11 protein-coding genes are annotated in these 12,460 nt (G+C 42.8%); 8 read left to right on the top strand and 3 right to left on the bottom strand.

Going from position 1 to position 12,460, the window contains the following annotated elements; translation table 11 throughout:
* Nucleotides 1-136 precede the first annotated feature (136 nt).
* Nucleotides 137-265 (bottom strand): photosystem II protein Y, encoded by a 129-nt coding sequence (locus A3775_RS23275; protein WP_066381904.1) that lies wholly within the window; start codon nt 263-265, stop codon nt 137-139.
* A 204-nt stretch (nt 266-469) separates the two neighbouring features.
* A complete protein-coding gene (locus A3775_RS23270) occupies nt 470-991 on the bottom strand; it encodes a gamma carbonic anhydrase family protein (protein WP_066381906.1) in 522 nt (173 codons plus the stop codon).
* A 110-nt stretch (nt 992-1,101) separates the two neighbouring features.
* On the opposite strand from A3775_RS23270, the gene A3775_RS25345 reads away from it, so the two are divergent.
* The 6 genes from A3775_RS25345 to map all read left to right on the top strand — a co-directional run bounded on the left by A3775_RS25345 (nt 1,102) and on the right by map (nt 6,766).
* Nucleotides 1,102-1,233 carry a hypothetical protein gene (locus tag A3775_RS25345; protein ID WP_255363881.1) on the top strand — a complete coding sequence of 44 codons (132 nt, stop codon included), beginning with the start codon at nt 1,102-1,104 and terminating at the stop codon, nt 1,231-1,233.
* Nucleotides 1,230-1,742: a TIGR02652 family protein gene (locus tag A3775_RS23260; RefSeq protein ID WP_066381912.1), complete on the top strand. Its 513-nt coding sequence runs from the start codon at nt 1,230-1,232 to the stop codon at nt 1,740-1,742. Before A3775_RS25345 ends, A3775_RS23260 begins: the two co-directional genes overlap by 4 nt.
* A gap of 92 nt (nt 1,743-1,834) precedes the next feature.
* Nucleotides 1,835-2,263, top strand: a complete 429-nt coding sequence (locus tag A3775_RS23255) for a VOC family protein (RefSeq protein ID WP_066381914.1) — start codon at nt 1,835-1,837, stop codon at nt 2,261-2,263.
* Between the two features lie 95 nt (nt 2,264-2,358).
* Nucleotides 2,359-5,217: a pitrilysin family protein gene (locus A3775_RS23250; RefSeq protein WP_066427032.1), complete on the top strand. Its 2,859-nt coding sequence runs from the start codon at nt 2,359-2,361 to the stop codon at nt 5,215-5,217.
* A gap of 58 nt (nt 5,218-5,275) precedes the next feature.
* The gene (locus tag A3775_RS23245) at nt 5,276-5,740 is read left to right on the top strand and encodes a plastocyanin/azurin family copper-binding protein (protein ID WP_066427030.1); all 465 of its coding nucleotides are present in this window, start codon (nt 5,276-5,278) and stop codon (nt 5,738-5,740) included.
* Nucleotides 5,741-5,938: 198 nt separating this feature from the next.
* Nucleotides 5,939-6,766, top strand: a complete 828-nt coding sequence (gene map, locus A3775_RS23240; protein WP_066427028.1) for a type I methionyl aminopeptidase — start codon at nt 5,939-5,941, stop codon at nt 6,764-6,766.
* Nucleotides 6,767-6,889: 123 nt separating this feature from the next.
* Here map and A3775_RS23235 read toward each other — a convergent pair whose 3' ends face one another.
* Entirely contained in the window at nt 6,890-10,585 is a 3,696-nt protein-coding gene (locus A3775_RS23235) for a hydantoinase B/oxoprolinase family protein (RefSeq protein ID WP_066427027.1), read from the bottom strand.
* A gap of 195 nt (nt 10,586-10,780) precedes the next feature.
* Between A3775_RS23235 and A3775_RS23230 the strand changes: the two genes are divergently transcribed.
* Both A3775_RS23230 and A3775_RS23225 read left to right on the top strand, forming a co-directional pair.
* Nucleotides 10,781-11,080, top strand: coding sequence for a DUF433 domain-containing protein (locus A3775_RS23230; protein WP_066382354.1), 300 nt, complete (start codon nt 10,781-10,783; stop codon nt 11,078-11,080).
* Nucleotides 11,081-11,513: 433 nt separating this feature from the next.
* Nucleotides 11,514-12,431 carry a bestrophin family protein gene (locus A3775_RS23225; protein WP_066427024.1) on the top strand — a complete coding sequence of 306 codons (918 nt, stop codon included), beginning with the start codon at nt 11,514-11,516 and terminating at the stop codon, nt 12,429-12,431.
* The last annotated feature ends 29 nt before the right edge of the window (nt 12,432-12,460 follow it).

Below are 12,460 nucleotides of genomic sequence, written 5' to 3'. Positions count from 1 at the left end.
CCCCAGTCCCCAGTCCCCAGTCCCCAGTCCCCAGTCCCCAGTCCCCAGTCCCCAGTCCCCAGTCCCCAAAATCGACAAAACCGACTGTTGTCGTGAAGATAACAGTCGGTTAGAAAATGGTTATCTTAACCAGAGTTTAGGCTTGTTTGTTCAAAAAGCCTTGAACTTGTCTTAAAGCAGCCGCACCGATGTTAAAAGCAGCCCAGCCACCAGCAACAGCGATAGGAGCTAAAACGACGACGACACGAAAATCAATATTATCCATTTCTAGTACCCCTCTATCTAGTGGAAATTAAAGTTTTATCAACTACTCTCATTTTTATTTTTAGCTGAAGTGGGCAATTTTGCTATAGGGTTTTGTAAAGAAAGTTTAAGAAAAGAGTCATTAGTCATTAGTCATTGGTCATTAGTTGTTAGTTTTTCTCCTCGGCTTCCTCGGCTTCCTCTGCTCCCCCTGCTCCCTACTCCCTCACCTAAACCCAATATCCGTTCCCTTGCCAGCGTGTACCAAAGCTAACTTTTTGTAACGTTCGGCGTGTTCGATGAGTTCTGCGGCTTCTTCTGGGGTGACTTGACGTACAACTTTGCCGGGAATGCCGACAACTAGAGATAAAGGAGGTATATTCTTGGTGACTACTGCACCAGCACCTATGATGCTACCTGCACCAACTCTGACTCCATCTAACACAACTGCGCCAATACCAATCAAACAGCCGCGCTCAATGTGGGCAGAATGTACTACAGCACGATGTCCTACTGTCACATGGTCTTCTAAAATGGTGGGTAAACCGGGATCACCGTGTAAAATTGCCCCGTCTTGAATGTTAGTGCATTCGCCAAGTTCAATGCGTTCTACATCCGCCCTCACAACAGCACCATACCAGATGCTTACCCCAGGGGCTATATTTACCGAACCCATCACCACAGCGTTAGGTGCGATGAAGGCGGCTTGAGAAAAATCAACAGAAGGCCAGTAAGAAGTAGTAGACACGATAGAATATGAATATGGTACCCAGGAACACTGGAAAAACTCCATCCTTGAAGGCTGGTTGCAAAACCAGAATATCACAGTGTCACACCTCGAAATCGAGGCAGACAACGGTGAAACTTGTTCTTGCCACAATGCCTTTTTTTGTCGCAATGAACAAACCCCCCACAGTGGTGGAGTGGAAGTGTAAAATCCAACTCACTGGTGCTGGTGAAGACGAAACTATGATTGTACGCACTTCATGATGAATCCAGGTTTGCAGTACCCTATATTTGGCCCTGACATCCAGTGTCCGCATTGTCGCCAAACAATTCCGGCGTTGACACTGACTGATACCTATTTATGTCCTCGTCATGGCGCATTTGAAGCGAATCCCAAAACTGAAGAGTTAGTTCATCTCCAATCTGGGCGACATTGGCGGCGATGGAATAATGAATGGTATAGACAACATACTCATCCTGATGGCATTCGGTTTGAAATTCATGAAGCCTTAGACAAGTTATACACCCAAGGCTATCGAGCAACACGAGTGATCATCGCCAAACGTTATCAGGAATTGATGAGTGGTTATTTAGAACGTAGCACTCCTTGGCGTTCAGGACAGCAAGAAACATCATCTGCCAGACTTTACGGTTTACCTGTAGAATTTAGTCCAGATCCCGCCGAAGAACCTTGTTGGGATGTGATTAATTTCGATTTAGATAAAGAACCGGGTGTGCCGGTGCGCTACCCTTATTTTCGATTGTTTGAGTAAGATTCCATAGTCAATAGTCAATAGTCAAGTCTATAATTTCTAGATTTTGACTAATGACTAATGACTAAGGACTAATGACTAATCACTAAATTATGCACCACGCTTCTATTCGGACTGCGAATATCCATCAAGCGATCGCCTTTTATGAAACACTAGGTTTTACTGTCTGTGAACGCTTCACTACAGGCTATACCCTAGCTTGCTGGATGGAAGGTTTAGGCGGCAGAATTGAACTGATTCAAATTCCCCAACCTAAACCAGCACCCGATGCTTTTGGTGATGAGCATTATGTGGGATACTATCATCTGTCTTTTGATTTAACTGACTTTACCCCAGATTTACCAGGGTGGTTGACAAATTTACAAGAATGTGTTCAAGAAAAATCAGATTTACCACCGTTAAAAATATTGTTAGAACCAACACAGCAACAAATAGGCGATCGCATTTGGGAAGTCGCCTTCATTGCTGATACTGATGGCTTACCATTAGAATTTATCCGCTTATTAACTAAACTTAATTAATTACTTCTATTAAGATTGTCTTTTTATATACCTTGTGATTGTTCACCTGATAACATATTCTCAAGGTAATGAGATGATTACATCTACCACCATAAATGTCTATATTATCAGGTTGCTATAGATACCGTTTCTATGTATTGCTGGTTGTAATTTCATTAGTTGCGGTATTATTTCTTGGCAATCAACTTGCTGAGAATCAATATATAACTACTTCTAGACGAGTGAATAACCAAGCAACATTAGTGACAAATAAGCTGAAAGATTTGCCAATCACAGATAATGTTTACAGCACAGTGCTGGAAAATGGTTTAACTGTATTACTCAAGGAAGTACATACAGCACCTGTGGTGAGTGTGCAAGTATGGTATAAATTCGGTTCACGCCACGAAGCACCGGGACATAACGGCATTGCCCACCAACTAGAACATATCATGTTTAAAGGCACAACCAACCGTCCAACTCAATTTGGCTGGTTGTTTAGTGCTTTGGGTAGTGACTCCAATGCTTTTACTAGCTATGACCAAACAGCTTATTATGGTACTGTAGAACGGGATAAGCTGGAAGCTCTGCTAGTTTTAGAAGCAGATAGAATGCAAAACGCGCTCATAGATAGCGAACACCTAGCGAGGGAGAAGCGGGTAGTTATTTCCGAATTGCAGGGTTATGAAAATAGTCCAGAATATCGCCTCAATCGTGCTATCCTGCAAAGAGTATTTCCCAACCATCCCTATGGTTTACCTGTGGGTGGAACGAAAGCAGATGTAGAAAAGTTCCAGGTTGAGGAACTACAAAAATATTATCGTCAGTTTTATCATCCTGAAAATTCCGTCTTAGTCATCGTCGGCGATTTTTCCACCGAGAAAACTTTAGCGACTGTAAAACAAATCTTTGGTAATATCCCCAAAATTTCCCAATCCCCAAAATTTCCCAATCCCCAATCCCCAAAATTTCCCAATCCCCAATCCCCAATCCCCAATCCCCAATCCCCAATCCCCAATCCCCTAATTCTCCGCGAACCAGGATCAACTACATTATTACAAGCTATATATCCACTACCACCAGCAAATCATCAAGATATGCCAGCTTTAGAGGTGCTGGATTACATCTTGACGGAAGGGAGAAATTCTCGACTGTATCAAGCTGTGGTAGAATCTGGTTTAGCTACTGATGTTTCTGCTTCGGTGGTAAGCTTAGAAAAAGCGGGTTGGTATGAGTTATTAGTGACTGCTGATCCTGACCAAGATTTGAGTAAAATTCAATCAGTTCTCGATCAGGCGATCGCTAAATTATCTCAAAATGGTGTCACCTCTGCCGAATTAGCTAGAGCTAAACGTCAGTTAGAAGCTGCGATAATTTTGAGTAATCGCAATATCACTGATCAAGCAATGCAATTAGGCAATGATCAGACAACTACTGGGGATTATCGTTTTACAGATTATTATTTAGCAGCCGTGCGTCAAGTCACCACCGCCGATGTTGTGGCTGTATTAAATAAATATCTCACTAAATCTGCTCAAACAGTGGGAATTTTTCAACCTATTGTCAGTCAAACCCAGGAAATCACCAAACAAAAATCATCACCACGCACTACAGAAAAGTTCTCTGGTAATTCCACTGTCCCACCTGCTGACATGATGCAGTATCTTCCGAAAATTGATACTATTCAGGACAATAATCAAAACACTAAACTAATATTACCACAGCAGTTTACTTTAGCTAACGGTTTACAAATATTATTGTTGAGGGATGACAGTACACCCACAATCACATTAAGCGGTTACATCAAAGCAGGTTCAGAATTTGACCCGGTGGCACAAAGCGGTTTAGCATCTTTAGTAGCCGATAGTTTGATGAGTGGAACTAAAACTAAAAACGCTTCTACCTTAGCCAAGGCTTTGGAAGATAGAGGTGCAAGCTTGGATTTTGCAGCTTACCGCACTGGTGTACAAATTGAGGGCGATAGTTTAGCGGAAGACTTACCTGTTTTAATCCACACCTTAGCGGATGCGCTGAAAAACAGTACCTTTCCCCAAAAAGAATTAGAACTTAACCGTCAACAAGCTTTATCTGAACTCAAACAAGATTTAGATGAGCCAGGGGAAGTTGCTCTTCGCATCTTTGTACAATCAATTTACCCTCAAGCGCATCCTTTACACAAGTTCCCGACTAAGGAATCTTTGAAACGCATTAAACGTCAGGATGTCGTCGCTTTCCAACACAAATATTATCGTCCTGATACGATGGTATTGGTATTAGTGGGAGATTTGCAACCGGAATCTGTGCGATCGCTCATAGCAGCAGAGTTGGGTGATTGGCTTGTCAGTGGTGAACCGCCTAGTGTAGAATATCCTGAAGTATCGAACCCTAGCAGTATTGTGCGAGTTAATCCGGTTGTTCCTGGTAAAACTCAAGCAATTACTTATATGGGTTATACCGGGATTAAGCGTCAAGACCCTAGATTTTACCAAGCTTTGGTATTAAATCAGATTTTCGGGGGTGATACTTTATCGAGTCGTTTAGGTGCAGAAGTGCGCGATCGCCAAGCTTTGACTTATGGCATTTTTAGCCATTTTCAAGCTGAAAAGGATTTTGGCACATTTTGGATTGAAATGCAAACCAGTCCAGAAGATGCTAATCAGGCGATCGCTAGTACCCGTAAACTACTTGAAGATATCCATGAGCATGGTGTGACTGCTACGGAAGTTGAGATGGCTAAACGGACTCTGATTGGTAATTATCAGGTTTCTTTGGCAGATCCAGAGGAGTTAACCAGTAATATCTTGATGAATCAGGTTTATGGTTTGGAGCAGGCTGAGTTATATCATTATACAGCAAAGATTCGGCAGGTGACGCTGGCTGAGGTGAATCAAGCGGCTCGTGAGTTATTTCATCCTGATCATTTGGTGGTGGTGACGGCAGGGCCTAGTATTTTGGCGCGTCAGGTTGTGAGATAATTTTTTAAACGCAAAGGAGCGCGGAGGAAACGCAAAGGTACGCGGAGGTTTTTATACTATGGTGGGTTTTGGGCCTTGGGGTAGGGTGGTTTTGGGTTGCTTGTTGTGTCTGGGTTTGAGTTGGGGGAGTCCGGCGATCGCTGCAATTTCTTCGGGGGATTTGTCTAGGCAGTCTGTGACGGAGGTTACGGTGAGTTTGGGTAATTCTGCTAATGAATTTAAGTTTGAGCCGAGTTCTTTGGAGTTTGTACCAGGGAAGCGTTATCTATTGCGGTTGACTAATCCTAGTCAATTGAAGCATTATTTTACTGCTAAAGATTTCGCTGATGCTATCTGGAGTCAAAAGGTTGAAGCTGGTAAAGTGGAGATTAAAGGCGCAGTTCATGAACTTGAACTTAAACCCGGTGCGACTGCTGAATGGGTTTTTGTACCGATGAAGTCAGGTAAATACAGTTTACGCTGTTCTATACCCGGACATACGGAAGCAGGTATGATTGGGGAAATTGTCATTGCAGGTAAGTAAATCAGAGTTGAGGGGGATGAGGGAGACAAGGAAGAATCTTCTGTCGCATGACTAATCACTAATGACTAATCACTAATGACTAATCACTAATTCGTCACAAAAAATAAGCTAACTTAAATATAGATATTATTTCTCAATTAAACTTTAGGTAAAACACAGTCAATTTAGCGGCAAGGCGCAAGTAATCTTTAGTTTCTCATGAACATCCTCACCAATTTACTTTCTCAATCTCCTAAACCAGCATCATCACCTAAACAACGTCGGGGAATCGAAATTAAATCTCCCCGTGAAATTGAGATTATGCGACAATCTGCTAAAATTGTTGCAACTGTCCTCAAGGAAATTTCGCAGTTAGTCAAGCCGGGAATGACTACGGCTGACTTGGATGCTTATGCAGAAAAGCGCATTCGTGAAATGGGGGCTACACCTAGCTTTAAAGGATATCATGGTTTTACTGGTTCTATCTGCTCCAGCATCAATAATGAAGTTGTGCATGGTATCCCCAACCCTAAAAAAGTCATTCGTGCAGGGGATGTATTAAAGGTAGATACTGGTGCTTATTTTCAAGGGTTTCATGGTGATTCTTGTATTACCATCGCTGTCGGTGAAGTTACCCCAGAAGCCGCTAAGTTAATTCGCGTCGCGGAAGAAGCACTTTATAAAGGTATTGAACAAGTGAAAGCAGGTGCTTACTTGCTTGATTTAGCAGGGGCAATTGAAGATCATGTTAGAGCTAATGGTTATAGTGTAGTGGAAGAATTCACCGGACATGGTGTAGGACGCAACTTACACGAAGAACCCTCTGTGTTTAACTATCGTACAAGAGAAATGCCTAATGTGAAACTGCGTGCAGGGATGACTTTGGCGATAGAACCCATTTTAAATGCTGGTTCTAAACATACTAGAACTTTAGCAGATAGATGGACGGCTGTAACTGTGGATAATTCTTTGTCAGCACAGTTTGAACATACAGTTTTGGTGACTGAGACTGGTTATGAAATTTTGACAGACCGTACCAAAGTTTAATTAATAAGTCTAAGTATAGCAAAGAGCGATCGCCTGGGTAAAGTGCGATCGCTTTTTGCTGACTGGATGCGGTATCAAAACCCCAATGCAATCCATCCGCGTTTATCTGCGTTTATCTGCGTTCTACTCTCGTCTCAACCCGTACCCCCCACCCCCAGGAGTTTCAATCACAAACACATCTCCTGCATCCATCTCTACCACCGCTTTACTACTTAATTCCTCCACAGTACCATTACTTCTTTCCACATAATTTCTTCCCACCTTCCCCGCTTCACCGCCACATAAACCAAACGGTGCAACTACACGATGATTTGCTAAAATTCCGGCTGTCATGGGTTCTAGAAACCGGAGGCGACGAATTACCCCATTACCGCCGTGATTTTGACCTTTACCGCCACTAGCATCACGAATACCAAAACTTTCCAAAATCACCGGAAACCGCCATTCTAGCACTTCTGGGTCGGTCAGGCGTGAATTTGTCATGTGGGTATGCACCGCATCTGTACCCGCAAAATCTGCACCAGCACCCGAACCACCGCAGATAGTTTCATAATATTGATAGCGTTGATTGCCAAAGGTAAAGTTATTCATTGTTCCTTGGGAAGCGGCTAAAACCCCCAATGCACCATACAAAGTATCTGTAATGGCTTGGGATGTTTCCACATTTCCCGCCACTACCGCCGCCGGATAGGTGGGATTTAACATACACCCTTGCGGTATGATGATTTCTAAAGGTTTGAGACAGCCAGCGTTTAAGGGAATATCATCATCTACTAAGGTGCGGAAAACATACAACACTGCGGCTTTACAAACTGCCGCCGGAGCGTTGAAATTATTATTTAGTTGTTGGGGTGATGTGCCAGTAAAATCAATTTCGGCATTGCGATTTTCATGATTGATAGTGATAGCTACTTGAATAATACTCCCATCATCTAAAGCATAGCTAAAACTACCATTTTTTAAGACTTCAATCACTCGCCGGACTGATTCTTCGGCGTTATCTTGCACAAACCCCATGTAAGCTTGTACGGTGTCTAAACCGTAATGTTCGACCATTTTTAGCAGTTCTTGAACACCACGTTCATTCGCTGCAATTTGTGCTTTTAAATCAGCAATATTTTGATTGATATTTCTGGCGGGATAAGGTTCACTGGCGAGTGAGTTTCTGATTTCTGTTTCTCTAAATTCTCCAGCATTTACTAACTGGATATTATCTAATAATATTCCTTCTTCCGTGACATTTTGACTGTGAGGAGGCATAGAACCGGGAGTTATGCCACCGATATCTGCATGATGTCCCCGTGAGGCGACGTAGAATAGGGGGGACTGGGGACTCTTGACTCTTGACTGGGGAAAGACTGGGGTGATGACGGTGATATCGGGGAGGTGAGTTCCGCCGTTGTAGGGGTTGTTGGAAACGAAGACATCTTGAGGTTTGATGTTGTCGCCATAAGCTGTAATTAAGGCTTGGACGCTTTCACTCATTGAACCCAGATGTACGGGGATATGCGGCGCGTTAGCTACTAACTGTCCAGCACTATCAAAAATCGCGCAGGAAAAATCTAACCTTTCTTTGATGTTGACTGAGGAGCTAGTGTTTTGTAAGGTTATCCCCATTTGTTCAGCGATCGCTCGAAATAAATTATTGAATATCTCCAACATCACCGGGTCTTTTTCGGTAGTGACTGGGGAATTGAGAAGGGGGACTTGCGTTTTTTTAGTGCTTCGTTGTAAAATCAGATGACTAAGTTGGGTTAACTGTGCTTTCCAGTGGGGTTCAATCACATTTGTACCCGTTGGTTCGACAATAATCGCCGGGCCAGAAATACAATCTCCTGGTTGTAAATCCTCTCGCTGATACACTGGTGTAGAATGCCATGCGCCAGCAGTGTACATCTGCACAGTGGCAACGGCTGTTGGTGGTTGGTTATCTCGGCGTGAAACTATAGCTTCTGGTGGTGCATCATGTCGCGCTACTACTTCCACAGCTACCGCTTCGACAATTAGCTGCTTTTCGGGAACGATAAACCCGTAACGCTGACGATGCAAAGTTTCAAACTGTGTCTGTATCGCGGTTATCTCACCAAAATCCACAATTAACGGCGCATCTGTGCCGTCATACCGTAAATGCACCTTGCGATAAATCTCGATTTTCTCTCCTGCTTCTGTCACTCTGTGGTTTAATTCTTGTTGTCCCTCCTCTGCCAATTGGGTAAAGATTGACTCTAGTTCAGACAAGACATCATGATTTAACACACTTTCTACAGACTTCTCTCGCATGGCGCGGACATCAGCTAAACCCATACCGTAAGCTGACAATACCCCCGCGTAGGGATGAATGAAAACTTGCTGCATCCCCAAAGCATCAGCAATTAAACAAGCGTGTTGTCCACCAGCACCACCAAAACAACATAGCGTGTATTCCGAAACGTCGTAACCACGCTGGAGAGAGATTTTTTTAATCGCATTCGCCATTTTATCAACTGCGATCGCTAAAAATCCCGTTGCAACTTCCTCTGGTTTTCTACCATCACCAATTTCTGTTGCCAACTGAGTAAATTTGGCTCTGACAACCTCTACATCGAGAGGTAAATCGGCATTTTCTCCGAACACCTGCGGAAAAAACTCAGGCTGTAGCTTACCCACCATAACATTACAATCAGTCACCGTCAACGGCCCGCCTTTGGAATAGGAAGCAGGGCCAGGATTTGCGCCGGCTGACTCTGGCCCTACCCGATAGCGCGAACCGTCATACTGCACAATCGAACCACCACCAGCAGCGACAGTATGAATTGCCATCATCGGTGTTCGCAGACGTACCCCAGCAACTTCCGTTTCTAAAGTACGTTCATACTCGCCGTTGAAATGGGCGACATCTGTAGATGTGCCACCCATATCAAAGCTGATAATCTGATTAAACCCAGCCATCAAGCTTGTCTGCACCGCCCCGACAATCCCACCGGCTGGCCCTGATAAAATACTATCCTTACCTTGAAAGTTTTCAGCGTCAGCTAGTCCGCCATTTGATTGCATAAACATTAGTTTAACTGGGCATGGGGCATGGGGCATGGGGCATAGGGCATTGGGTAAAAGTTCTTCTCCTCTGTTCCTTTGCTCCTCTGCTTCCTTGTCTCCTAACTGGCTGGCTACTTGATCTACATAGCGGCGCAAAATTGGGGATAAATAAGCATCAACGACGGTCGTATCACCCCGACTGACTAATTTCATTAAGGGACTGACTTCGTGAGAGACGGAAACTTGAGTAAAACCAATACTTCTGGCTAAAGCAGCAACTTGTTTTTCATGTTCGGTGTAGCGGTAGCCGTGCATGAAAACGATCGCACAAGAACGAATGCCATGATTAAATGCTGCTTGCAATTGGGGACGGATAGCCTCTAAATCAACGGGGATTAATTCCTCACCTTGGGCTGTGTAACGTTCTGTTACTTCAATGACCTGCTCGTAGAGCATTTCTGGTAATATAATCCGACGGGCGAAAATGTGCGGACGGTTTTGATAGCCGATTCGCAACGCATCCCGAAAGCCTTTAGTGATTACTAAGACTGTGCGATCGCCTTTTCTTTCCAATAAGGCATTAGTCGCGACAGTAGTACCCATTTTCACAGCAGAAATCACATCAGCAGCAATGGGCGCATCTGTGGGAATGCCTAAAATTTCCCGAATACCTTGCACTGCTGCATCCCGATAGCGTTCAGGATTTTCAGACAACAGCTTGTGAATAATTAACTTACCATCGGGACGCTTCGCCACAATATCAGTAAACGTACCACCACGATCAATCCAAAATTCCCAAGCCATCGTCACGTCGCTTCGCTCCGAATTCAAAATTCAAAATTTAAAATTCAAAATTAAAGTCCAGTGGGGTGCGTTAAAGCAAAGCGTAACGCACCCTACAATTTTCTTTGCGCCTACTCTGCGAGTTCCGCTTGCGGTATGCGTCAGGCAAATCAATGTTACCTTAGATTAAGGATGATGTATCTAGGGAGAATGGTCTTGGTAACTATCACTGATATTGGGACGCTGATTACCAGATATCCTAACTTACATGGCGGTCGTCTTATTATTGCCGGGACAGGTTCATCTGTGCGGCGAATAGCAGCTTTGTACAAGCAAGGTTACAGCGCAGAAGAAATTGCTGCTGATAAACCCCACTTAACGCTAACACAAATTTATGCAGCACTGACTTATTATCACGCCAACAAAGAGGAAATTGATCAAGATTTGGCAGAAGAACAAGCAGAATATGAACGTTTATCTGCACTCCACTACAGTCAAAAGCAGAGTCAGCAATGAGTTTGATTTGTGTTCTTTGGGCATGGAAAAATTTACTACATTAATCAGTTTAAATCCTGCTTAATTATACTGAAGATAATATACACATTTTAACAAAAGCAATAAATGACACTGTACACAAAACTCAGATCCCCGACTTTTTGAAAAAGTCGGGGATCTATTTGTTCATCAGGCGAGTTGCTTGTGATCAATCATCAAGTGCGATGGGCTGATGTTGCACTGTAGGCGATCGCCTTTCCAAAACTCACCCAAAAACCTTAATTATAGCTTATTCCGCGTAGGCGGACTTTGTTTTTATAGGCGCGACTTCCAGTCGTTTCGGCTTAATTACGTTTCACTTGTAGTAAATTCCTCAATGACAATTATAGCACATCCAGAGTTATCATTTTTAAGTTATCTAGATAAATTCGCCCAACATTTTTAGGCTAACAAGATGACTGTTGAGAAAAAGCATTGGTTTCAAGTAGCGTTTCAACTTAAAGGTTCAGTTATTGCCTCAATTTATAAACGTGTTATTGCTTGTGGTTTATTTGGGGGTTTCGTTTCCCTACTTTATTACTTCCGAGTCCCCGTTTCTCAACCAATTTTAGGTAGTGTAATTCCTAGTATTGTTTTAGGTTTATTACTGGTTTTCCGCACCAATACCGCTTATGACCGTTTTTGGGAAGGCAGAAAATGTTGGGGTTCAATAGTCAACACTACCCGAAATCTCGCCAGACAAATTTGGGTATCTGTAGATGAAAGAGTACCCAAGGATAGAGAAGAAAAAATTGCGGTTTTAAATTTATTAGTTGCTTTTGCTGTGGCGACTAAATTACATCTAAGAGCAGAACCTATCAATCGTGAATTAGAAGACTTAATCACACCTTCTAGATATTTTAAACTCCAAACCATGAATAATCCTCCTTTAGAAATCGCCTTTTGGATTGGAGATTATTTACAACACCAATATAATTGCAATTGCTTAAACAGTTATCAATTAACATCTATTCAGGAACTATTAAACAATTTGGTTGATAATTTAGGGGCTTGTGAACGGATTTTAAGAACACCTATACCCTTAGCTTATTCTATTCACCTCAAGCAATTGCTGTTACTTTATTGTTGGCTTTTACCTTTTCAAATGGTGGAAAGTTTAGGCTGGTGGACTGGTTTAGTTGTGGGTGTGGTGAGTTTTACTTTATTTGGCATTGAAGCTATTGGTTTAGAGATAGAAAATCCTTTTGGTTATGATGCTAATGATTTACCATTAGATAATATTTGCCAGACTATGAAGCGGAATATTGATGATTTAATTAGTTTGTCTCCCAATGTGCGTTCATCTATGATGGATGTAACGCCATCATCTTAAATGTGGAAGTATGGAGAGAATTTTTTAAA

The organism is Anabaena sp. 4-3 (assembly GCF_001597745.1).
Classification (GTDB): Bacteria; Cyanobacteriota; Cyanobacteriia; order Cyanobacteriales; family Nostocaceae; genus Trichormus.
This window is presented reverse-complemented; position numbering and strand designations above follow the sequence as displayed.

Bases quoted from the DNA above. Each gene is read 5' to 3' on its own strand.
- A3775_RS23275 (WP_066381904.1), bottom strand. From the start codon at position 265: ATGGATAATATTGATTTTCGTGTCGTCGTCGTTTTAGCTCCTATCGCT.
- A3775_RS23260 (WP_066381912.1), top strand. From the start codon at position 1,230: ATGATGAATCCAGGTTTGCAGTACCCTATATTTGGCCCTGACATCCAG.
- A3775_RS23255 (WP_066381914.1), top strand. From the start codon at position 1,835: ATGCACCACGCTTCTATTCGGACTGCGAATATCCATCAAGCGATCGCC.
- A3775_RS23250 (WP_066427032.1), top strand. From the start codon at position 2,359: ATGTCTATATTATCAGGTTGCTATAGATACCGTTTCTATGTATTGCTG.
- A3775_RS23245 (WP_066427030.1), top strand. From the start codon at position 5,276: ATGGTGGGTTTTGGGCCTTGGGGTAGGGTGGTTTTGGGTTGCTTGTTG.
- map (WP_066427028.1), top strand. From the start codon at position 5,939: ATGAACATCCTCACCAATTTACTTTCTCAATCTCCTAAACCAGCATCA.
- A3775_RS23235 (WP_066427027.1), bottom strand. From the start codon at position 10,585: ATGGCTTGGGAATTTTGGATTGATCGTGGTGGTACGTTTACTGATATT.
- A3775_RS23225 (WP_066427024.1), top strand. From the start codon at position 11,514: ATGACTGTTGAGAAAAAGCATTGGTTTCAAGTAGCGTTTCAACTTAAA.